General features: G+C 61.5%; 20 protein-coding genes and 1 riboswitch. Of the genes, 10 read left to right on the forward strand and 10 right to left on the reverse strand.

What is annotated here, in order from left to right:
* Positions 1-123: 123 nt before the first annotated feature.
* The 6 genes from CCZ28_RS04170 to CCZ28_RS04195 form a co-directional block, all read right to left on the reverse strand.
* On the reverse strand, positions 124-759 hold the full coding sequence (locus CCZ28_RS04170; RefSeq protein WP_058768870.1) for an urea amidolyase associated protein UAAP2: 636 nt from the start codon (positions 757-759) through the stop codon (positions 124-126).
* Positions 760-768: 9 nt separating this feature from the next.
* Positions 769-1,479: an urea amidolyase associated protein UAAP1 gene (locus CCZ28_RS04175; RefSeq protein WP_140216160.1), complete on the reverse strand. Its 711-nt coding sequence runs from the start codon at positions 1,477-1,479 to the stop codon at positions 769-771.
* Between the two features lie 11 nt (positions 1,480-1,490).
* Positions 1,491-2,249 carry an ABC transporter ATP-binding protein gene (locus CCZ28_RS04180; protein ID WP_058787829.1) on the reverse strand — a complete coding sequence of 253 codons (759 nt, stop codon included), beginning with the start codon at positions 2,247-2,249 and terminating at the stop codon, positions 1,491-1,493.
* The gene (locus CCZ28_RS04185; protein WP_140216162.1) at positions 2,249-3,061 is read right to left on the reverse strand and encodes an ABC transporter permease; all 813 of its coding nucleotides are present in this window, start codon (positions 3,059-3,061) and stop codon (positions 2,249-2,251) included. Before CCZ28_RS04185 ends, CCZ28_RS04180 begins: the two co-directional genes overlap by 1 nt.
* Positions 3,062-3,084: 23 nt before the next feature.
* The gene (locus CCZ28_RS04190; RefSeq protein WP_140216164.1) at positions 3,085-4,149 is read right to left on the reverse strand and encodes a putative urea ABC transporter substrate-binding protein; all 1,065 of its coding nucleotides are present in this window, start codon (positions 4,147-4,149) and stop codon (positions 3,085-3,087) included.
* 51 nt (positions 4,150-4,200) lie between these two features.
* Positions 4,201-4,300, reverse strand: a riboswitch (guanidine-I (ykkC/yxkD leader).
* A gap of 193 nt (positions 4,301-4,493) precedes the next feature.
* Positions 4,494-5,399 (reverse strand): LysR family transcriptional regulator, encoded by a 906-nt coding sequence (locus tag CCZ28_RS04195; RefSeq protein WP_140216166.1) that lies wholly within the window; start codon positions 5,397-5,399, stop codon positions 4,494-4,496.
* A gap of 179 nt (positions 5,400-5,578) precedes the next feature.
* On the opposite strand from CCZ28_RS04195, the gene CCZ28_RS04200 reads away from it, so the two are divergent.
* Genes CCZ28_RS04200 through CCZ28_RS04230 form a run of 7 tightly spaced genes read left to right on the forward strand, consistent with a single transcriptional unit; the run spans position 5,579 to position 13,545 of the window.
* Positions 5,579-7,099, forward strand: a complete 1,521-nt coding sequence (locus tag CCZ28_RS04200) for an ABC transporter substrate-binding protein (protein WP_140216168.1) — start codon at positions 5,579-5,581, stop codon at positions 7,097-7,099.
* A 48-nt stretch (positions 7,100-7,147) separates the two neighbouring features.
* Positions 7,148-8,065, forward strand: coding sequence for an ABC transporter permease (locus CCZ28_RS04205; RefSeq protein WP_140216170.1), 918 nt, complete (start codon positions 7,148-7,150; stop codon positions 8,063-8,065).
* Between the two features lie 8 nt (positions 8,066-8,073).
* The gene (locus CCZ28_RS04210) at positions 8,074-8,976 is read left to right on the forward strand and encodes an ABC transporter permease (protein WP_140216171.1); all 903 of its coding nucleotides are present in this window, start codon (positions 8,074-8,076) and stop codon (positions 8,974-8,976) included.
* A 14-nt stretch (positions 8,977-8,990) separates the two neighbouring features.
* On the forward strand, positions 8,991-9,986 hold the full coding sequence (locus CCZ28_RS04215) for an ABC transporter ATP-binding protein (protein WP_140216173.1): 996 nt from the start codon (positions 8,991-8,993) through the stop codon (positions 9,984-9,986).
* Positions 9,983-10,945, forward strand: a complete 963-nt coding sequence (locus CCZ28_RS04220) for an ABC transporter ATP-binding protein (protein WP_140216175.1) — start codon at positions 9,983-9,985, stop codon at positions 10,943-10,945. The genes CCZ28_RS04215 and CCZ28_RS04220 overlap by 4 nt, the downstream gene beginning before the upstream one ends.
* Positions 10,946-10,996: 51 nt before the next feature.
* Positions 10,997-12,391, forward strand: coding sequence for a M20 family metallopeptidase (locus CCZ28_RS04225; protein WP_140216177.1), 1,395 nt, complete (start codon positions 10,997-10,999; stop codon positions 12,389-12,391).
* Positions 12,391-13,545 carry a M20 family metallopeptidase gene (locus CCZ28_RS04230; RefSeq protein WP_140216179.1) on the forward strand — a complete coding sequence of 385 codons (1,155 nt, stop codon included), beginning with the start codon at positions 12,391-12,393 and terminating at the stop codon, positions 13,543-13,545. Before CCZ28_RS04225 ends, CCZ28_RS04230 begins: the two co-directional genes overlap by 1 nt.
* 417 nt (positions 13,546-13,962) lie before the next feature.
* Here CCZ28_RS04230 and CCZ28_RS04235 read toward each other — a convergent pair whose 3' ends face one another.
* Together CCZ28_RS04235 and CCZ28_RS04240 are read right to left on the reverse strand one after the other, a co-directional pair.
* A complete protein-coding gene (locus CCZ28_RS04235; protein ID WP_167509206.1) occupies positions 13,963-14,892 on the reverse strand; it encodes a hypothetical protein in 930 nt (309 codons plus the stop codon).
* 320 nt (positions 14,893-15,212) lie between these two features.
* Entirely contained in the window at positions 15,213-15,683 is a 471-nt protein-coding gene (locus CCZ28_RS04240) for an Lrp/AsnC family transcriptional regulator (protein WP_140216182.1), read from the reverse strand.
* A gap of 159 nt (positions 15,684-15,842) precedes the next feature.
* Between CCZ28_RS04240 and CCZ28_RS04245 the strand changes: the two genes are divergently transcribed.
* From CCZ28_RS04245 to CCZ28_RS04255, 3 genes are all read left to right on the forward strand, one after another.
* Positions 15,843-16,856, forward strand: a complete 1,014-nt coding sequence (locus CCZ28_RS04245; protein ID WP_140216184.1) for a 1-aminocyclopropane-1-carboxylate deaminase — start codon at positions 15,843-15,845, stop codon at positions 16,854-16,856.
* A 48-nt stretch (positions 16,857-16,904) separates the two neighbouring features.
* Positions 16,905-17,309, forward strand: coding sequence for a hypothetical protein (locus CCZ28_RS04250; RefSeq protein ID WP_140216186.1), 405 nt, complete (start codon positions 16,905-16,907; stop codon positions 17,307-17,309).
* A 442-nt stretch (positions 17,310-17,751) separates the two neighbouring features.
* On the forward strand, positions 17,752-18,168 hold the full coding sequence (locus tag CCZ28_RS04255; RefSeq protein WP_140216188.1) for a hypothetical protein: 417 nt from the start codon (positions 17,752-17,754) through the stop codon (positions 18,166-18,168).
* A 324-nt stretch (positions 18,169-18,492) separates the two neighbouring features.
* Here the strand turns inward: CCZ28_RS04255 and CCZ28_RS04260 are convergent, their stop codons facing one another.
* Both CCZ28_RS04260 and CCZ28_RS04265 read right to left on the reverse strand, forming a co-directional pair.
* On the reverse strand, positions 18,493-20,322 hold the full coding sequence (locus CCZ28_RS04260; RefSeq protein ID WP_140216190.1) for a chemotaxis protein: 1,830 nt from the start codon (positions 20,320-20,322) through the stop codon (positions 18,493-18,495).
* Positions 20,319-22,079, reverse strand: a complete 1,761-nt coding sequence (locus CCZ28_RS04265; RefSeq protein WP_140216192.1) for a hypothetical protein — start codon at positions 22,077-22,079, stop codon at positions 20,319-20,321. Before CCZ28_RS04265 ends, CCZ28_RS04260 begins: the two co-directional genes overlap by 4 nt.
* Positions 22,080-22,280: the final 201 nt, after the last annotated feature.

Genomic DNA, 22,280 nt, shown 5'->3' on the forward strand with positions numbered 1-22,280 from the left:
TCCCCGAGAGGCGCACGAAGGTGGCTGATTAGGGCTGGCGCGGATCTCAATAGCGCCCGGCGCGTATCTCGCAGAAGCGCTGGAGGCGCGGGCGCAGCCAGTGCCAGAGGCGCGCGGTACGGCTTAGTCCCATATGAGCACCTCCGCCGGCGTGGGATTCCAGCCATTGCAAGGGTTGTTCAGCTGCGGGCAATTGGAGATCAGCAGAATGACGTCCATCTCGGCACGCAACTCCACGTACTTGCCGGCGCCGGAGATGCCGTCCTCGAAGGTCAGGCCGCCGTCGGCGGTCACCGGTACGTTCATGAAGAAGTTGATGTTGGCGCCGATGTCGCGCTTGCCCAGGCGCCCGTCATGGCCACCGGCACAGAGGAAGTTGTCGCGGCAGCTGTGCATCTGGCGGCGGTCGAGGGCGTAGCGCACCGTGTTGCTTTCCTGGGAACAGGCGCCGCCCAGGGTGTCGTGGCGGCCACAGGTGTCGGCGACGATGGTCAGCAGCGGATTGCCGAGGTTGGAATAGAGCACGCTGCCGGTCGATAGATAGACCCGCCCCTGACGTCTCAGGGTGCGCTGGGGATCGTAGCGCTCCTGGGGATTGGCGGCGGCATAGAAGAGGGTGTCCACCGCCTGGTTGCCTTCCAGGTCATGGATGCGCAGGGTCTGGCCGGCCTTGATTTCCTTGAGGTACGGCGCCCCGGCGGGCAGGACGGCGCGGTAGCTGGCTTCTTCCGGGCGTTTGGTGCTGGCGTTCAGGGTCATGGCGAGGCCTCAGACGAAGTAGCGGGCGGTGTTGAGGAAGGCGCGCTCGTTTTCCGGGCGCGAGGTGCGGCAGCCCTCGGCCACCTCTGGCGTGGCGCGCAACTGGGTCAGCTCGACCGGCCGCGGCGCATAGACCGGATCGGGGTCCAGCGGATGCTGCAGGGCGGTGAGCACCACCAGGGTGTTCATGGGCGCATAGAGCTCGACGACATCGCCGGCGCGGGAATTGCCCGGGACGAAGCTGAAGGCGCCCTCGGCATCCACGTCGACCCGGCTGAACAGATTCAGGGTCATCAGCAGGTCTTCGAGGCCCAGGCCCCACTTGGCCAACTCCACCAGCAGGTTGTCGGTACCGTTGCGGTGGAAGCCGTTGCGCAGCTCCTGGTAGCGCCCCTCGCCGTACCGCTCGGCCACCTCGGCGGCGTTGGCCACGCCGCCGAAGCTGTCGTGCCAGCCGCAGGTGTCGCGCACCAGCGCCGCCAGCACCCGGCCCATATCGGAATAGAGGCAGTGGCCGGCGGTGAGGCGGGCGGTGTGCTGGCCCTTGAGGGTGTCGGGCAGGTTCAGGCGTTCGCTACGGTCGTCGGCATTGAACAGCAGCAGGCTGACATTGGCGCCGCCCTCCACATCGGTCAGCCGCAGGACCTGGCCGCGGCGGAGGATGAAGGAGGCGGTACCGCCGCCGGGAATGCGTTCCTGGTAGAGCACGTCGTCAGGCATGGGTGACCTCGTCAGGTAAGGGCCGGCCGGACCGTCGCCGGAGCGACGGTGCGAGCCTTGGCGGTCAGGGGAATGTCGTAGGTGATGCGGGCGCCATAGGCACCGGGGGCTTGCGGGTCCTGGCGGACCTTGTCGAACACCAGCACCCGGGTGGCCAGGCTGAAGCCCTCGTGCAGGTCATGGGTGACCATGAACACGGTCAGCGGCCGCTCGTGCCAGAGTTCCAGCAGCAGGGCATGCATGTCCTTGCGAATGCCCGGGTCCAGGGCGCCGAAGGGTTCGTCCAGCAGCAGGATGCGCGGCCGGACGATCAGCGCCTGGGCAATGGCGAGACGCTGCTGCATCCCGCCGGAGAGCTGGCCCGGGTACTTGTCCAGCGCCTGGCCCAGGCCCACCCGTTCGAGCAGCGCCGCGGCCTGGGCCCGCGCCTCGCGCTTGGCGCCGCCCAAGAGCCGGCCGAGCAGGGGAGCCTTGGGCAGTTCCAGGCCCAGGGCGACGTTGTCCAGCACGGTCAGATGGGGAAACACCGAGTAGCGCTGGAAGACCACGCCGCGCTCGGGGTCCGGCTCCGCCGACAGCGGCCGGCCGTCGATGCGGATCTCGCCGCGGCTGGGCCGTTCCTGGCCGAGCAGCAGCCGCAGGAAGGTGGACTTGCCGCAACCGGAGGCGCCGACCAGGGCGCAGAATTCACCTTCGCGCACCTGCAGGTTCAGGCCTTCCAGTACCACCTGCTCGCCATAACGCTGCCAGAGATTGCTGACCTCGATCATCAGCGAGCCTCCCCGAACCAGGGAAAGGCGCGCCGGGTGAGCAGGCGCAGTCCCGCATCCATCAGCCAGGCGAGCAGGGTGATCCAGGCGACATAGGGCAGGATCACGTCCATCGCCAGATAACGCCGCACCAGGAAGATGCGATAGCCCAGGCCATCGGTGGCGGCGATGGCTTCGGCAGCGATCAGGAACAGCCAGGCGCAACCCAGCTGCAGCCGCAGGGCGATGAGCAGGCGTGGCAGCAGCTGCGGCAGCACCAGCCGCAGGATCACCGTCCAGCTGTTGGCCCCCAGGGTCTGGGCCTTGATCAGCAACTCCCGCGGCAACTCCCGGGCGCGCTGATCCAGCTCGCGGATCAGCACCGGCGTCACGCCGATCACGATCAGCATTACCTTGGCCAACTCGCCCAGGCCGAAGACGATGAAGAGGATCGGCAGGATCGCCAGCGGCGGGATCATCGACAGCACCGTGACCAGCGGTGACAGCGGCGCTCCCACCAGCGGCAGGCTACCGGCGGCGATGCCCACCACCAGGGCGATCAGCGCGGCGATGCCCAGGCCGATACCGAGGCGTTGCAGGCTGGCCAGGGTGTCCTGCCAGAAGGGATAGCCGCCGGTGCGGACATCGGCGGTGAAGGCCAGGCGCTGCATCGCATCGGCCATCTGCGCCACGCTCGGCAAGAGCTTGTCGCTGGGGTTCTCCGCCAGCCGCGTGGCCGAGCCGACCAGATAGAGTAGGGCGAGCAGGGCGAAGGGCAGCAGCACCAGCAGGAGCCGGCCACCGCGGTCGGGATGCCGATTGATGAAGCGCATGGGAGTCTTCCTCGCGACCGGGCTCAGAGCTTGCCGTCGGCAGCCAGCTGCACGAAGGTCGGGTCGAAGCGCAGCTTGACGTTGTGGGCGTCGCCCGTGGTCTTGCCACCGGGATAGGCGATGCCGATGGCGTCGGCACTGGGCGCGCCCTGGCCCAGCAGGCCGTGGTCGAAGGAGAACTGGGCGATCCGCTGCATGGTGGCGGGCAGCGCGGGGTCCTTGACGAAGGCGACGGCCTCGGCAGGCGTGCTGAACAGGCGGGTGTTGTCGAGTTGCGCCTGGAAGCCGGCAAGGTCGGTGCCGGAGGCCTTGGCCATGGCTTCCAGGGCCGCCTTGCCCTTGGCATCGCCGGACTTCATCAGCGCCATCATCTCGAACCAGGCACCGGTCAAGGCCTTGCCCAGGGCGGGGTTATCCTTGAGCGTGGCCGTGTTCACCACCAGCATGTCGAGGATCTCGCCGGGGATCTTGCTGGAGTCGAACACCTCGGTGGTATCCGGCTGGGCCTTGATCTCCGCCAGCAGCGGATTCCAGGTCACCACGTTGCGCACGTCAGGCGTCTGGAAGGCGGCCACGATATCGGCGTCTGAGGTATTGACGGTGGTGAGGTCCTTTTCACTCAAGCCCACGGTCTGCAGTGCCCGCGCCAGCAGGTAATGGGAGACCGAGAATTGCACCAGGTTGACCTGCTGGCCCTTGAGGTCGGCCAGGGTCTTGCCCTGGCCCTTCATCACTATGCCGTCGTTGCCGTTGGAATAGTCACTGACGATCAGTGCCGTGCTGTCCACGCCACCCGCGGCCGGAATGGTCAGGGCGTCCATGTTGGTCATGGCGCAACCATCGAACTGGCCGGCGGTGTATTGATTGATGGATTCGACGTAGTCGTTGAGCTGCACGACCTCGATGTGGATGCCGTATTTCTTGGCCCACTTGTCGATGATGCCCTGGGCCTGGGCTTCGCCCCAGGGCATCCAGCCGGCGTAGATCGTCCAGCACACCTTGAAGTCGTCGCGCGGCGCCGCCTGAGCGGTGGCACCGAGCAGCAGGGAACAGCCCAGAACGAGCGAGGCGAGCAGGGGATGGCGCATGGGACCTCCAATAGGATGGACGACGGGACAGGAGCACGCGACTGGCGCTGTGTCTCCCGGGCTTTTATCCCGCCGTGTAACCCCATCAGAGGTCGACGACTCTCGGACCAGACACTCGCCGTGGCGAGTCGGAACCCTAGTCATCCATTGCAAATTGTGGTGCATCAAACCGGCTGGCCGGTGCTCCTGCACGCTTTAGGCGTAGCCAGATGCGTGCCAATTGTCGCCAAGTCCCGTGGCCAGGGGGATGGCGCCGGTCGGAGAAGGCGGGAGAGGGCAGGTGGTGCGCCGTTGCAGTGCTCCTGGGAAGTCGTTGCGCACCGCTTTGATACACCGCCCCTTGCTCAGACTCCGAGCGCCTCGACCAGCACCTCGCGAAAGGCCGCTACCGCCGGTGGCAGTTCTCGACCGGCCATGCTCTGCAACTCGACCCGCCGCGCCGCCAGGCCTTCGTCCAGCAGCGGCAGGGCCACCATCTGGCCGTCGCGCAGCCGACTGCGCAGACTCAGTTCGTTGAAGAACCCCACGCCGTCGCCCAGGGCGGCGAAGCGGTAGAGCGCCTGCATGTTGTTGCTCACCAGCACCGGCTCGAAGGACAACCCCTGGACGCCGCAGCAGATGTCGAACAGCTGACGTACCGTGGTATCCGATGTCGGTAGGGCCACGGGATAGGGCTGCAGATCGGCCAGCGCCAAGCCCGTGCGTCCGGCGAGTGGATGGCCGGGTGCGACGATGGCCTTGATGGCACCGCTCTGGGTGGCTTCGACGCGGATGTCGGGCTCGGGCTTGAGGCTGAAGGTGAGGCCCAGGTCGGCATCACCGTCCTGTACCCGCCGGGTCACCGTCGCCGGTGCGCAGACGTCCAGGGAGAAGTGGATACCGGCGAAGTCCCGGCGAAAGGCGGCGATCACCTCGGGCAGGAAATCCAGCGAGAAGCCCTCGGTGGCCGCCAGGCGCACCTGGCCGCGGCGCAAATCGGCCAGGCCCCTCAGCTCGGCCGCCACCTGTTCGCTGGCCAGTTGCGCCTTGCGCGCATGCACCGCCAGGCGTTCGCCGGCGGCGCTGGGCACCACGCCGCGGGCGCGGCGCTCCAGCAGCGGCGTCTCCAGTTCCCGTTCGAGCTTGGCGATCTGTCGGCTCACGGCACTGGCCGCGACATTGAGGCGCTGGGAGGCTTCGCTGATGGAGCCGCAGCGCACCACCTCGAGGAAATAACGCAGGGCGGTCGACTGAATTCCGTGCAGATGCATGACGTCTCCTTTGCCGAATTGGCATGGCTTGCATCTAAATATTCTGCTTGTGGCATGGGATGGCAAGACCTAGAGTCGGGCCAAGGGACCAAAAACAGTCTCACGCAAAACAGCAAAACCTTCTTTCCCGCGCTTCGCGGACCTGCCTTTGACCAACCACAGCTCTGGAGACAGACGGCATGGGATTCAAAGGTTTCGTTTGTAGCTTCGCGCTTTTCCTCGTCCTGGCCCAGGGCCAGGCCTTCGCCAGCAAGGCCAACGACACCCTGGTCTACGCCTCCGATACCGAGCCCGAGAACGTCAGCCCCTATCACAACGATGTCCGCGAGGGCGTCATCCTGGCCCACCTGGCCTGGGACGACCTGGTTTATCGCGACCCCAATACCGGCAAGTACCTGCCGATGCTGGCCACCCACTGGGAGCAGGTCGATCCGCTGACCATCGATTTCGATATCCGCAAGGGCGTGACCTTCCACAACGGCGATCCCCTCACCGCCGACGACGTGGTCTTCACCTTCAACTACGTGACCTCGCCCGAGGGCAAGGTGGTCACCCAGCAGAACGTCAACTGGATCAAGAGCGCCGAGAAGCTGGGCGACTACAAGGTCCGCCTGCACCTCAAGCAACCCTTTCCCGCCGCTCTGGAATACCTGGCCAACGCCTTGCCCATCTATCCGGCCAAGTACTTCCAGCAGGTGGGCCTAGCCGGCTTCGCGCAAAAGCCGGTGGGTACCGGTCCCTACCGCATCGTCTCCGTCACCAGCGGGCAGGGCGTCAAGCTTGCGCGCAATCCCAACTACTTCAAGGACAGCCCCCAGGGTCAGCCGCGCATCAGCCATATCGAATTCCGCGTCATCCCCGATCCCGAGACGCGCATGGCCGAACTCATGACCGGCGGCGTCGACTGGATCTGGCGCGTGGCGCCGGACCAGGCCGCGCAGCTCAAGGGAATCCCCAATGTCACGGTGGAAAGCGGCGCCAGCATGCGCATCGGCTTCCTCAGCATGGATGCCCAGGGCACCTCTTCGCCGGATTCGCCCTTCGCCAAGTTGCAGGTGCGCCAGGCGGTCAACTACGCCATCAACCGCCAGGCCATCGCCAGCCAGCTCATGGGCGGCGGCAGCCAGCCGCTACAGGTAGCCTGCTATCCCGGACAGTTCGGCTGCGATGCCAAGGCGGTGACGGGTTATCCCTACGACCCGGCCAAGGCCAAGGCGCTGCTCAAGGCCGCTGGCTATCCCAACGGCTTCAGCACCGAGCTGTTCGCCTACCGCGACCGCGACGTGGCCGAGGCGATCATCGGTGAACTGCGCGCCGTGGGCATCGACGCCAAGTTGCGCTACCTGAAGTTCGCCGCCCTACGGGACCAACAGCGCGCCGGCAAGGTGCCCATGGCGCTGCTCGCCTGGGGCTCCTTCTCCATCGCCGATGCCTCGGCGTCCACCGGCGTCTATTTCAAGGGCAATGCCGACGACGTGGCCAAGGACCCGCAGGTGATCGACTGGCTCAAGGAAGCCGATACCTCCATGGACCCGGAGGTGCGCAAGGCGGACTACCGCAAGGCGCTGCAGCGGATCGCCGCACAGGCCTACTGGGCGCCCCTGTTCAACTACTCCGTGAACTACGCCTTCAACTCGGACCTGGCCTTCCAGCCCTATCCGGACGAGTTGCCCCGTTTCGCCCTGGCGCACTGGAACTGATCCGTCCCGGCGCCCCCGGTCGGGGCGCTGCCATCCGAGGAACCGAGCATGTCCGGCTATCTCTTGCGTCGCCTGGGTATCGCCCTGGCCGTGGCCTTCACCGTTTCGCTGATCAGTTTCTTCCTGCTGCACCTGTCCGGTGACCTGGCCACCGCCATCGCCGGACCGGAAGCCACCGCCGAACAGATCGAGGTGGTGCGCCATCAATACGGGTTGGACAAGCCCCTGCCCACGCAGTACGTGGAGTGGGTGGGGGATCTGGCGCACCTGGACCTGGGGCAGTCGTTCTTCTTCCAGGAATCGGTGCGTGACCTCATCGCCACCCGGCTGCCCATCACCCTGACTCTGGGCGCCATCGCCCTGGCGGTGGCCTTGCTACTCGCCATCCCGCTCGGCGTGCTGGCGGCGGTCAAGCGCGACACCTGGGTCGACCGGGTGGCGCTGACCCTGGCCACCTTCGGCCAGGCGATGCCCAGTTTCTGGTTCGCCCTGGTGCTGATCGTCATCTTCGCCGTCAACCTGCACTGGCTGCCGGTCTCCGGCAACACCAGCTGGAAGAACTTCATCCTCCCGGCGATCGCCCTGGGCTACTACGCCACGCCCTCGCTGATGCGCCTGACCCGCGCCGGCATGCTCGACGTGCTGGGCGCCGACTACATCCGCACCGCCCGCGCCAAGGGCCTGAGCCCGGCGCGGGTCCTGTTCAAGCACGCCTTGCGCAATGCGCTGATCCCGGTGGTAGCCCTGGCCGCGGTGGAATTCGGCTTCATGCTGGGCGGCTCGGTGGTGATCGAGGCGGTGTTCTCCCTGCAGGGCATCGGCCAACTGGCCTGGGATGCCATCGCCCGCAACGACTTCCCGGTGGTGCAAGCCATCGTCCTCTTGATCGCGCTGATCTACATCGTGCTGACGCTGGTCGCCGATCTGCTCAACGCCATGCTCGATCCGCGCATCCGCGTGCGCTAGGAGGCTCCATGACCGTCGCCAATCCCTTCGTCCTCGACGACTATCTACCGCCACGCCCGACCTTCGCTCGCCAACTGCGCCGCTGGTTCGGCCACCGCGGTTTCGCCATCGGCGCCGTGCTGCTCCTGCTCATCGTACTGGCCGCCCTGGCCGCGCCCTGGCTGGCCCCCCACGATCCCTATGCCCAGGACATGATGCAGCGGATGCACCCGCCGGTGTGGATGGCCAAGGGCACCTGGAGCCATCCGCTGGGCACCGACAAGCTCGGCCGCGACTACCTGTCCCGGCTGCTCTATGGCGCCCGTATCTCGCTGTTCATTGGCCTCGCCGCCGCGCTCATCTCCGGCGCCATCGGCACCCTGCTGGGGGTGCTGGCCGGCTACTACGGCGGCAAGGTGGATGCCCTGGTGAGCTACCTGGTGACCACCCGCCTGGCGCTGCCGATCGTGATGGTGGCCCTGGCCTCGGCCGCCCTGGTCGGTGGTTCGCTGAAGGTGGTGGTGATCCTGCTCGGCTGCCTGCTGTGGGATCGCTTCGCCGTGGTGGTCCGCGCCGCGGTGCAACAGATCCGCGATGCCGAATACGTCACCGCCGCCCAGGCGCTGGGCTGCTCCACCTGGCGGGTGGTGGTCGGCGAGATCCTGCCCAACCTGCTGGGCGCCCTGATCGTGGTGATCACCCTGGAGATGGCCCACGCCATCCTACTGGAAGCGACCCTGTCATTTCTCGGCGTAGGGGTACAGCCGCCGCTGCCGTCCTGGGGCCTGATGATCGCCGAGGGCAAACCCTACATGTTCTTTTCGCCCTGGGTGATCGCCATTCCCGGCGTCGCCCTGATGCTGCTGGTGCTGGCCATCAACCTGGTCGGCGATGGCATCCGCGACCTGGCCGCGCCTGACGGCCGCAACTAAGCAGAGGATTGGATATGGCACTGCTCGACGTACGAGACCTGCGCATCGACATCCCCCTGGGTGGCGATACCCTGCATGCGGTCCGCGGGCTGGACCTGCAGGTGGAGCGGGGCGAGATGCTCTGCCTGGTGGGGGAATCCGGTTGCGGCAAGTCGCTCACCTCCCTGGCGCTGATGGACCTGCTGCCACGCCAGGCCCGGCGCCAGGCGGCGCGGCTGAGTCTGGGCGAGCACGATCTGCTGACGGTGGGCGAGAAGGGCATGCGCGACCTGCGCGGCAATCGCCTGGCGATGATCTTCCAGGAGCCCATGACCGCCCTCAATCCGGCCTACAGCATCGGTGACCAGCTCGCCGAGGTCCTGCGCCGGCATCGCCAGCTGGACCGCAAGAGCGCCTGGGCCCGCGCCGAGGCCATGCTGGAAAAGGTCGGCATCAGCAACGCCGGCGAACGCCTGCGGCAGTATCCGCACCAGCTCAGCGGCGGCCTGCGCCAGCGCGTGGTCATCGCCATGGCGCTGCTCTGCGAGCCGGACCTGATCATCGCCGACGAGCCCACCACGGCGCTGGACGTCACCATCCAGGCGCAGATCCTGCACCTGCTGCGCGACCTGCAGCGCGAATTCGGCACCGCCATCGTCTTCATCACCCACGATCTGGGCCTGGTGGCGCGCATCGCCGACCGGGTAGCGGTGATGTACGCCGGGCAGATCGTCGAGCAGGCGCCGGCCGCCGAGCTCTTCGCCGAACCGCGACATCCCTATACCCGCGGCCTGCTGGCGAGCATCCCGGTGCCCGGACGTACCCGGCCCGGGCAACCGCTGGGCGCCATCCCCGGTCTGGTGCCGAGCCTGGTGGGCGAGCAGCACGGCTGCGCCTTCCGCAATCGTTGCCCGCAGGCGGTGGCGACCTGTGCCGAGAGCGTGCCGCTGATAGAGGAGGGCGCGCACCTCATCCGCTGCCATTTCGCCGTGCAGGACGAGCCCCTGCGCCTGATGGGAGGTGTGCGATGAGCCGCGAGATCGCCCTTGAACTCTGTGATATCCGCCGGGAATTCACCCTGAACCGTGGCCTGTTCCGGCCGCCGGCGACCCTCAAGGCGGTGGATGGCATCTCCCTGCGGCTCCACCGTGGCGAGACCCTCGGGCTGGTGGGAGAGTCGGGTTGCGGCAAGAGCACCCTGGCCAAGCTGCTGCTGGGCCTGCTGGCGCCCACCAGCGGCGACATTCTGGTAGGTGGCGAACACCTGCGCGGCGTGGATCGCAAGCGGATGGCGCGGCATATCCAGCCGATCTTCCAGGATCCCTATTCCTCGCTCAATCCGCGCAAGACGGTGCGCCAGATCGTGGCGCTGCCGCTCAAGGTGCATGGCCTGGGCTCGGCCGCCGAGCAGCAGCGCCGGGTCGCCGAGATGCTCGACGTGGTGGGCTTGCCCCGGCGCGCCGCCGACAGCCATCCCGGCCAGCTCAGTGGCGGGCAACGCCAGCGCGTGGCCATCGCCCGCGCCCTGGTGATGCGCCCCGACGTGCTGATCTGCGACGAACCCACCTCGGCGCTGGACGTCTCGGTGCAGGCGCAGATCCTCAACCTGCTGCTGGAACTCAAGCGTGAATTCGGCCTGACCTACCTGCTCATCAGCCACAACCTGGCCGTGGTGGAGCACCTGGCCGACCGGGTCGCCGTGATGTACCTCGGCAAGATCGTCGAGGAGCGCGAGCGGGCGGCGTTGTTCGCCCAACCGGCCCATCCCTATACACGGGCGTTGCTCGATGCGGTGCTCACGCCCGATCCGTCCCTGGGGCTGCCGGCCTTGGGGCTCGGCAACAGCTTTCCCAATCCCATCAATCCGCCCAGTGGCTGCGCCTTCCATCCGCGCTGTCCGCGCTGCTTCGCCCCCTGCGCCGAGCGCTATCCCGAGCGCGAAAACATCCCTGGCGGCACCAAGCGCTGCCATCTGCCGGAACCCGCCTGAGCCGGGGCGGGCGCTGGCGCCCGCTACCCCCGAATACCCCTGGAGCCTGCCATGACCAGCCGTACCCACGCCCTCGAGCTTGCCGCCGCCCACTTCGACGACGGCGCCTTCCGTGACCGGCTCGCCGCCGCCGTCGCCCAGCCCACCGAAAGCCAGGAACCCGAGCGCCAGGCGGAGCTGGGACGTTACCTGGAGGATTTCATCGCCCCCTATGTCGCCCGCCTGGGCTTCACCAGCCGGCGCCTGGACAATCCCGTCGCCGGCAAGGGCCCCTTGCTGATCGCCGAGCGCATCGAGGACCCGGCGCTGCCGACCTTGCTCAGCTACGGCCACGGCGACGTGGTACGCGGCGACGCCGCCAACTGGCGGCCCGGCCTGGCACCCTGGACGCTGGTGGAGGAGGGCGAGCGCTGGTACGGCCGGGGGACCGCCGACAACAAGGGCCAGCACCTGCTCAACCTGGCGGCGCTGGAACAGGTCATCGCCGCCCGGGGCGGGCGCCTCGGCTACAACGTCAAGCTGCTGCTGGAGATGGGCGAGGAGATCGGCTCGGTGGGGCTGCGCACCTTCTGCCAGGAGCAGCGCGAAGCCCTGGCCGCCGACCTCTTCATCGCCTCCGATGGTCCCCGCGTGTCGGCGCAACGGCCGACGCTGTTCCTCGGCGCCCGCGGTACCTTCAACTTCGACCTGCACCTGGACCTGCGCGAGAGCGGCCATCACTCCGGCAACTGGGGCGGGCTGCTGGCCAACCCCGGCATCATCCTCGCCCATGCGCTGGCCAGCCTGGTCGATGCCCACGGGCAGATCCGCGTGCCGGGTCTCAAGCCAGCCGAATTGCCCCTGCCAGTAAGACGCGCCCTGGCCGACATCGAGCTCGATAGTGCCACGGGCGATCCGCAGATCGATCCGGACTGGGGCGAACCGGGGCTCACCCCGGCCGAGCGCGTCTACGGCTGGAACACATTCGAGGTGCTGGCCTTCACCACCGGCAACCCCGAGGCGCCGGTCAACGCCATTCCGCCCCGCGCCCGCGCCCACTGCCAGATCCGCTTCGTCGCCGGCTGCGATTGCGACTCCTTCATCCCGTTGATCGAGGCGCACCTGGCCGAACAGGGCTTTGGCGCCGTGCGCGTGACCCGCACCAAGGATGAAATCCTGCACGCCTCGCGCCTGGACCCGGAGAATCCCTGGGTCGACTGGGCCATGACCTCCCTGACCCGCACCCTGGGCGAGAAGCCGGCGCTGCTGCCCAATTTCGGTGGCGGCTTGCCCAACGACATCTTTGCCGACATCCTCGACCTGCCCACCCTGTGGGTACCCCATTCCTATCCCGCCTGCTCCCAGCACGCGCCCAACGAGCACCTCCTGGCCCCGGTGGCGCGGCAGGGGCTGCAATTGATGGCCGGGCTGTTCTGGGACCTGGGCGATCGCTGGAGTCAGCGCTAATGTCCCTCGCCAAGTCCGCTGCCCTGGAGTGGCTCGCCACCCAGCGCGAGCCCATGACCCGCCTGCTGCAACGCCTGGTCGATACCGATTCCAACAGTTACGACAAGGTCGGCGTCGATGCCGTCGGTGCGGTGCTCGCCGCGGCCCTGGCCGAGGATGGCATCGACGTCGAGCGCACACCGATCGCCGACTTCGGCGACATTCTCGCCGCCCAGGTAGGCCCCGCCAGCGGTGCCAGCGTGCTGCTGCTGGGGCACCGCGATACCGTCTTCCCGCCGGGTACGGTGGCCAGTCGCGGCTTCACCCGCGATGAAAAGCAGGCCTACGGACCGGGCGTCGCCGACATGAAGGGTGGTCTGGTGGCCAGCTGCTTCGCGCTACGCGCCCTCAAGCGCGCCGGCCAGTTGCCGTTCCCGGTCAGGGTGCTCTACACCGGTGACGAGGAAATCGGCTCCGGCAGCGCCCGCCCGCATCTGGAGGCAGCGGCGCGCGGGGCCCGTGCCGTGCTCAACTGCGAGCCCGGCCGCATCACCGGCAACGTGGTCAAGGCGCGCAAGGGCGGCGCCAGCCTCACCATCAGGGTAAGCGGGCGAGCGGCGCATTCCGGGGTCAACCACGCCGACGGCGCCAGCGCCATCCAGGCCCTGGCGCTCAAGGTCATCAAGCTGCACGCCCTGACCGACTACGGCCGTGGCATCACCACCAACGTCGGCCTGATCGAGGGCGGTACCTCCAGCAATACCGTCGCCCCTAGCGCCACCGCACGACTGGACGTGCGCTTCGTCGCCCTGGCCGACTGGCCCGAGCTGCAGGCCCGCATCGCGGCCATCGTCGCCGAGGAAGAGCTGCCGGGTACCAGCGCCAGCCTCACGCCCACCGGTCTGTTCCTGCCCATGGAAGAGCATCTGAGCACCGACCTGCTCGCGCTCTACCAGCGTGAAGCGCGCGAACTCGGTTTCGCGGTGGAGGGCGAATTCACCGGCGGCTGCGCCGACTCCGGCTTTACCGCCAGCCTGGGTATACCCACTCTTTGTGGCCTGGGCCCGGTGGGCGGCAAGGTCCACACCGATGCCGAATTCCTCGTGCTCGACACCCTGGTCCCGCGCACCCAAGCGCTGGTCGCCACCATCCTGGCCCTGGCCGCCTCTGCCTGATCTTTGAGATTGCGCATCGGTGGCGCCTCAGCTGGACTGTACGACGCGAGCGATGACTGCTTCTTCAACACTGAGGCGAAGTCTCGCGTCGCGATACAGGAGTTCGGATGCGGCGGACGATCAATACGGAGATCCCATCCGAATTGAAGACGTCACCCTCCAGTTCCACTGTTCATCTGGTGCTCAACGCCTACAAAATTACCGAGGCGCGTATGTCGGACACAATCGCTACTAAACATTGAACCGACTAAAAGCCGCTTGTGACCACCGATGTCATAGAGGCTCACCCGAAAGGGTGAATCCCCTACAGCGTAATCAATATCAGTAGATTTTCAATCATCAAAAATATATTAGGCAGATTGAAAAGCGAAGGCAGGGCTAGATGTAGTTAAAGGTCGGTTTGCGATGACTTTATTGTTAATTTTTTGTTTTGCTCCAAGCCTCAAGTAGCGACTTTGATTGCGCAACAGTGGTCGCAACCAATTCAATACCTGTCGTGTCCGTTGTGGCGGCTGCTGCTAGGTTGGCACCGCATACTGAGTGAAAACTTATGGTGCCCTTCTTAGGCAGTGGAATGGTTTGAACGTAACTGGGGTCTGCAACTTTCGTAGTGAACGATTTTCCTCTAAACTTTCCGCTTCGAATTTCCACATTGATGGTTCGGCAGGCAGAAGTGAGCAATACGTGGCGCATCTGGTTGAGTTCTCCTCGCGATTCTTTGTCTCTAAAGAGCGCTGCTCCTGGCGGAGCGTCTTCAAGAAAGTTGACAAATAGAGTTATGGAGGATTTTCCAGATTTTAGCACGAACTCTTGGTTAATCTTTACCCTAGGAAAATCATACGGGTCGAAGGCTACTGGATAGGGTTCCTGTGGCGGTGTGGCTACCGGATCTGCCGATATGGCTCCAAGCACGTTACCCTCAAGGGTGCCACTCCAGAAGGGGCTTTTCACAATGCTTAGCCCATCCACAGCGGCGGCCCCAATTGCTGAGATGACAGTTTTTCGATTATCCACCACCTCAGTCCCTACGCTTGCAAGAAGATCAGTATTGGAAATTTTAGTCCATTGTAGTGTGGTTTTGCGCCCCCAAGGATCATTGGCTGCGACTGCGAGAAATGTCTTCGACTCTGCAGGAACAGCGGTCAGTTCTATTCCCGACTCTCCTGAACTGATGCGCTCCCCGTTTTTGTCTTTCGGATAATCAATTACGATGATTGACTTGGGCAAGGCGTAACGCATCCGTCCCTCTGGATCCCACCCATCTAGCTTCTTATACTCTACTGTCGGTAACGAGCCGCAACCGGCCAGTGCTCCTAATGCTACGAAAGCCCACTTGCACTTTTTCATCGCAATGCCCTCCGTTGCACGGCCCCAAACGGCCGACTCAAGCAATAGATTGCTCCGACATGTTTTTATGTCAAGTGTCAAAAACAGTGACGACCACTCTTGCCGTTTTTAGATAACATTGTGCTGGTAAGCTGGAAGCCGGGATTAGCTCCTTCCTATAAGGGTTTAGTTCTTTTTTCCTAAGTGCACGGCATTCAATAGGAAAAATTAATTCCGCATAAAATAAGGATTGAATAGAAAATCAATCCATTAAGAAAAAGAGCATTTGACTCGGGAGCCCTGGGAGCAAAAACCCTCCTACGGTGCTCTGTAGCCTCTTACTAGATGGGCAACAACCCATCGGTCTTGATCTCGTTCAGCACGAAAAAGGTGCGTACCTGGCGCACGCCGGGCAGGGCGATCAGCCGCTCGCTGTGCAAGCGATTGAAGGCCGCGATGTCCTTGACCCTGAGCTTGATGAAGTAATCGACGTCACCGGCCACCAGGTAGCACTCGAGGACCTGGGGCAGGGCGCGCGCGGCTGCCTCGAAGGCCTGGAAGGAGTCCGGCGTCGACCTATCCAGCACCACGCCCACCAGCACCGCGGTTTCCCGCTGCACTGCCTTGGGGTCCACATGCGCCCTGACACCGGTGATGACGCCGCTCTCGAACAGCTTGCGCGTGTGGTTCCAACAGGCGCTCGGACTCAGGGAAACTTGGCGCGCCAACTCGGCATTGCTCAGGCGTCCATCCTGCTGCAGCGCCCGTAGGATCTTGCGTTCGACGGGGGTCAGTTCAACGGCTTCATTCATCGAAAGAATCTCCATTAAAAATTGGTTTTTACTGAACGCTATGACCGATAGGTCGCAATTACAGAAAGAAAAGCATCTTTCGTACCGCATCTTCGAAAGCACCTTTTTCGAGGTTTTCCCTAGCATTGAAAGCGTTCTCTCACCACTGGAGTCGCCGCCATGTCCCTGGATCTCGAAAAACGTTTCCCCCGCGTCAAGCTCGGTTATTTCCCGTCGCCCCTGCACAAGCTCGAGCGCATGTCGAAAGACCTCGGTGTCGAAATCTGGGCCAAGCGCGATGACGTCTCGTCCGGCCTCGCCTATGGCGGTAACAAGGTGCGCAAGCTGGAATGGCTGGCCGCCGATGCCCTGGCCAAGGGCTGCGACACTCTGGTGTCCATCGGCAACATCCAGTCCAACCATACCCGCCAGGTCGCCGCCGTCGCCGCGGCGCTGGGTCTGAAGTGCCGCCTGGTCCAGGAAGAGTGGACCAAGTGGGAAGACCCGGTATACGACAAGGTCGGCAACATCCTGCTGTCCCGCCTCATGGGCGCCAAGACGCTGCTCGAAGGCGAGGGCTACTCCACCGCGGTGAAGGCCACCTGGGAACGTGCCCTGGAAGAGGTGCGCCGTGAAGGCGGCAAGCCCTACGCCATCCCCGCTGGCGCCTCGGACCATCCGCTGGGTGGCCTCGGCTACGCGCATTTCGCCGACGAGTTGGCCGCCCAGGAACAAGACCTCGGCATCTTCTTCGATACCGTGATCACGGCGACCTGCACCGGTTCCACCCAGGGTGGCATGGTGGTGGGCTTCCGCGCCCAGGAGCGTGAGCGCCGGCTGATCGGTATCGATACCGCCGCCGATGCCGAGATGACCCGCACCGCCGTCACCAAGATCGCCCGCAACACTGCCGAACTGATCGGCCTGAACAAGGAGATCCGCGACGAGGACGTGATCATCGATCCGCGCTTCTGCGGCCCGGACTATGGCTTGCCGGACGGCCCGACGGTCGAGGCCATCCGCTACACCGCGCAGATGGAAGCGATGCTGACCGACCCGGTCTATGAAGGGAAATCCATCGCTGGCCTGATCGCCATGGCCCGCAGCGGCGAACTGCCCAAGGGCAGCCGGGTGCTCTATGTGCACCTCGGCGGTGCGCCGGCGCTCAACGCCTACCACAACGCCTTCGAGTAACCCCAGGCCACCCAGACCCAGCCACGTCCGGTCAAGAGGAAATCCAGCATGGCGATCCCCCCATGGAAAACCCTGGACCACACCCGACCGGCCGTGGCGCTGGTCATCCTGCATGGCAGCCTCGAGCTGGCGGTAGCGAACGCGCTACTAGCCGGCCTGCCCAGTTGCCTAGAGCTTCCCGTCCTGCAATTGGACGAGGTTACCGCCTTACATGACGACTGGGCATCCCACGGCTCGGGAAGCCAGGTCGCCAGCCAACTGGCCCGCCTGGGCAGCGATTGCCTGCTGCTGGCCGTCGAACCGGAAGGGTCGAACGAACTCGAGTGGCTCGGCTCGGTTACCGGTCAGCGGCTGCTGCATTTCCACACCGGGGCGCAGGTGCCGGTTGAGGATTTGGTCGCGCAGCTGCAGCAGATCAGGCGGGAGCGGTTGTTGTCGGTGTTGCCGCTTTGAATGACTAGAGCGATTTATGGCAGTTTGATATCTTTTCTCTCGGTTATGGGATGAGATCTCCGACTAGGAATCTCAGTCTTGGGCTTAGGAGAAGGTAGGCGAACGAGTGGTAAGTCGAAATAATCGAGATGAGTTTGGAGCGGCGAATACTCGTATTTTGCAAGAGCGTGTTGGCAACAAGTGTTCTAATCCAGATTGTCGAAGAACTACCTCTGGTCCAAATTTTCAAGAGGATAAATCTACGAGGATTGGGGTTGCTGCTCACATTACCGCTGCTGCACCCGGCGGTCCTCGTTTTGATTCTTCCCTTACGCCGTCTGAGCGTAGCTCAATCTGGAATGGCATTTGGCTATGCCAGACTTGCTCTCGATTAGTCGACGTCGACCAGTTCCGATATCCGGCAGTAATGCTTCATCAGTGGAAGCACGACGCGGAGAATAGTGTGCTGGAAGAAATCGAAGGAAAAACCAAGCCGCTGAGGGTAAGTTACCCCTCTGAGCCCGAGGAAAAAGAGGGATGGATTTGTCCGTACTGCAAAACAATAGCCGATTACGATCAGCTGGTTTGTCTCGGGTGTCACGCCGATATTGTTCATGGATCAACAAATAAAGAGCGTGAGGAAGCCGCAAAATTTGGACTGATGATCGGCGGAGCTTTTTCATTTTTACTATTCATGCTTTTTCCAGGCTGGTTAAATTCAACTTTTGACTGGCATGTTCCGGTGGCATTTGGCTTTGGCTTCTATGCACTTTTGTTAGGGGTAGTGGTTAGCGTAGCCTTGGCTAAATTATGTCTTTCTTTCGAAGTCAGACGTCGCGCCTCTCAGCCGCCTAGATTTTTTAGAAATACTTTAAATTGACCTACCTTGGTTAGCGAGATGAGCTCCTAGAAGAAATCATGCTAGATGATCCGGACTTTAGCTCTAGCAGCCCTAAGCGCCTTACGAAATGAAGTCTACGCATCATAGGGAAATAGCATATGGCTTGTCTGGAAATTCGCCGAGCGAAGGCTAGGCGAAAATCAGTGAGGAGGGATGGTTCTAAGTGGTAAATTAAAATTCTGAGTTGATTTTCTAATGCAGGACGGAAAAGTACAGGAACTTTCCCGAACAGCTTAACGTGGTAGTTGCACTAAGGAAGTGCAAAAGCTTGATGTTACTCTAATGTATCCCCCATTTTGGCAACTAAACGAGATGAATTTTTTTGTGTTCGCTTGGACTCAGGTTTGCACTGGTTCGGCGCGAGGACCAATAAACCGAGTGAGCCTGGAGAGTTTCTAAGGTAGGTTGCCAAGTATCTGAAACCACACTTGAAACGGGCTCTTCCCTCTTAATTAGTGGGAACCAAAGCTGTGGCGGCAATGGAAGCCGACTATGACGGCAGGCCATTACAAAGACCGGCCAATGGCCAAGGCGTACAGAAGACAGAGCAGTATAGTGCCCCCCGTCAGAACACTCCCTTATTAGGATATCTCTGGCTGCAGCACCATCGGCTGTGATAGGTATGTCACAAAGGGCAAAGCCATGCGAGGAGTCACCGTGATACAGGGCAACCTCCGTATCAGGCCCGGGCATCCAAAGCTGGTGATTGCAATGCTTCATTTCGCTTCGTGCGAATCTAGCGAAATGTTCGCTAGCCTCCGTTTTGCCACCCAGGGTGGAAAAGAGCAGCATGATCGGAATGAGAGTGCTACCCTTTGTATGCTGCGCCCGACATTCTTCAGTCCTGGCCTGGGGATGCCTTATAAGCTCCTGGTAGCTGCCGTAAATGGTTGGGTATCGATAGTGTCTAATAAAATTGAAGTGGTAGTAGTTTAGAAGCTCACGGCAGTATTCCTTCGCATGGCTGCGCCAGTCTTTCATCATCGATAGGAAGGTTAAAGCGCAACTGATATTAGTGACTTGCTCATCGGCTATTGGCGAGAACAGAGCTTGATTATTATTGATGAGTTCGACGATGTGCCGGGCAAGATCAGATGCTTCCTCCGGTACATCTGAGGTATCAAGCACTTGTAGCGCATTTGTATCTAAGTGAGGCCAGAGCACCCACAGCCCCCTGACCGCGATACGTCCCAAAACCTCAAACAGCTTGAGGTTGATGTCCACTGCACTGTGGGAATTTACGGAGCTGGCTAACGCATCTCGTTTGGCCGTCAGCGGCAGAATTTTAACTTCTATCAGCTCTGACCAGATATTGGTGTGCAGATCGAGCAGTTCATTGAAGGTCAACCCAATATGCTTGTGTCCTATCGATGCATCCTCAATATCTCTCTTGACCAGCTCCCATGCACGTAGAATAACTAGTTCGCTGGCTCGATATGGGGCTTCTAGGTTTTCCTGCGTGCGCGCCCAGACGAACAGCACCGAGAGACAAATATACATTTGTCTTAGCGTGGCAAGCCGCTGGGAGGCTTCGAGGTTTTCGGCCTTCACTAACCCTTCAATTAATGCGGTAAAGTGGCGAATTGAGACATCAGGCTCATCAAGCATTGCGATAGACTTCTGGAAGTGAGACTGCAGGGTCTTGCTTACGTGCTGGTGCTGGAGCACTCCATTAGCAAGCAAGCCTGCCATGTAATCGCCATTCCACTCCTCAAAGGAAATTCGGTCATTAGCAAGCCTGCTCATCAAGCCTGTCAAATTATCTCTTACAGCCTCTTTAACATCACCCCCGAAGCACAGGCAGATTACAATCCTCAATGACTCGTATTGGGTAGAAATCCGCTTGGGGATGTATACGTCTATGATGTCGTTGATTGAAGTTCTTACCCCTTGGGGTACTGCGTCCCACTCTGCCCGAGTTAGGTCTCCCTGCTTGATTGTAAACAGGTAAAGCTTCCGCTCACCATCTATCTCTGGGCCTACAGCGGCCACATCAACTCCAAATTGACGTGGCCCCGTCGATGGACGCGAGATAACATTAAAGCCAAGTTCGCTCAACAGATCGGGTAAAACGACGTCCAGTTCATTACGCTCGCGGAGCGAAGCGAGGTATTCACGGAATACGAGTTTCATTGTGATCGCTTCTCGTACAGAAAGTGGAGGATCTGAAGCTCCAGCGTAGAGGGTTCTAGAATCGAATGTCTTGGCAACTGAAATGAATGTTGAATAGTGGCGAGCGATTGCTCCACACGTCGCATTGACCCTGTTTCACCTTCGGCCGATCCCTGTGGGGGAGGGAACTCCGGAACCCAGCTAGCAATACTATTGCCGTAAAGCATGATTTTTTCAGTGGCCAGCTTCGCTATAATTGAAGATTTACGAGCCTTTATCATCTGACTTTGCATTTCCTCATTGCCCCGATGACGCTCCAGCTGACGCTCACGCTCCGAGGGCTGCAGTTCGCGGATGTGCCTGCTGCCGAGGTCTTCCAAGTATTTCTGCAATTCCTGCAAGACTTTCTTAACAGCCTTCGAAGCGAGATCTGTGCTACTCCCTGCAATCTCATCCAGGTAATCTGATCGCAGACCAGAATAGTTGATAAGAATAGGATCGAACAGAAGACTCTGCAGTGCACCCATGGTCATGTCCGTGGCGTTACGCATTAGGCTGACTATAAAAGAAGCAATGAAGACTGGTTTCAAGAAAAAGCTCCCAAGAGCTTTTTTTGCAATGAATATGTAATCACTTTCCGGCACATCCAACGCGTGACAAAAAATGAGCGTAAACACTCGACCTTCACTGGCTACAAATAGGCTGTCTCTGATCGCAATAGATAAACGCAATGGCTCAGACCGGAGCCAGTTGACTATCCACTCGTCCAAGATTCTATGTTCGCCGCTCTCAAGTTGATGTAGCACTGAACTGAAACGAATGAATGGAACGCCGGGCTCACTGAGGATGAACTTCTCAATCACATTTCGAGCTTCTGAAACATCACCTTTCCTGATTAGTTCAGCTAACAAGATGTCTAGTAACTGGACAATTTCATCCTCTGGCTGGCCTGAAGCTACAAGCTCAAGGAGGTCGCGACGGACTTGAGCACTGTAGTAGCTGGAGTTGCCCAGTAATTGACGAGCAACCGTTTCTTTTGCTGTCAATGTAATGGGAGTACTAGCTCGCTTTATTAGTTTGTATGTTGATTGCTCAAGTTCTACTGGAGCTTCTTTTTGCCATGCAAGTGCTAAGGCGAGGAGAGCGTCTCGTACCATAGGTTCGGTCTCACGCTCGACCACGACAAGGATGGTCTCGATCAAGCCAACGTTCGAACGTCGTACTTCAGCAGACAAATTGCAGAGGGCTCTGGCTGCCTGGGCGCGCTGAGAGGCGTCGCCGTTTTCAAGAAACTTAATCGCCTGATCCAAGTAAAATTCAGCATCCACCATGACTCCAGCGCTTATGCATGCTTGGAGGCAATGAAATCGCTGAGAAAGTAGAGCGTCTGATTTGATGAGCTGCAGCAGTTCAACGGGCCGCTCCGGCGATGTTTGACACCACTTAAGTATCTGAGCGTACGAGGAATGGCTGAGTATGGGATTGTCATTAGGGATTACCCGAGAAATTAGCTCAAGTAAATCTTCAGTGCTAATGGCAATTGAGCCAAACGCCGGTAGGAGAATCTCCATCCCATATAGCAATTCGTTGTTCGAAAAGCGGGAATGCTCAGGCAGAGGGATGAGGGTGCGCAGATCGACATCCATTGACTGATGAGCATCGATCAAAGCTTGGGAGAAGAGCGCGCTATCGTGCCGCCAGCTATTCTCAATTATTAGATCTAATAGCTTGTTTTCTGCAAAGGCTCTAACAATTTCATCTCGCGATTGGGTAGTCATAGCAGCTCCTGCCAAGAAGTCCATTGCTCAGGTATCGCTTAGCTTGGTCGTATACTAGATGTTACGACCGCCATGAAGCGAGTGACTAGCAAGTCTTTTATTTAACATAATATACATTATGCGAAGTTACGGTTATGCCTGCCTGCACCGAGACGACCTTTGCCTATCCATCTCTCTGGCTCACCGCCAGGCGATCCCGGT

The sequence above is a fragment of the Pseudomonas oryzihabitans genome (assembly GCF_006384975.1).
Classification (GTDB): Bacteria; Pseudomonadota; Gammaproteobacteria; order Pseudomonadales; family Pseudomonadaceae; genus Chryseomonas; species Chryseomonas psychrotolerans_B.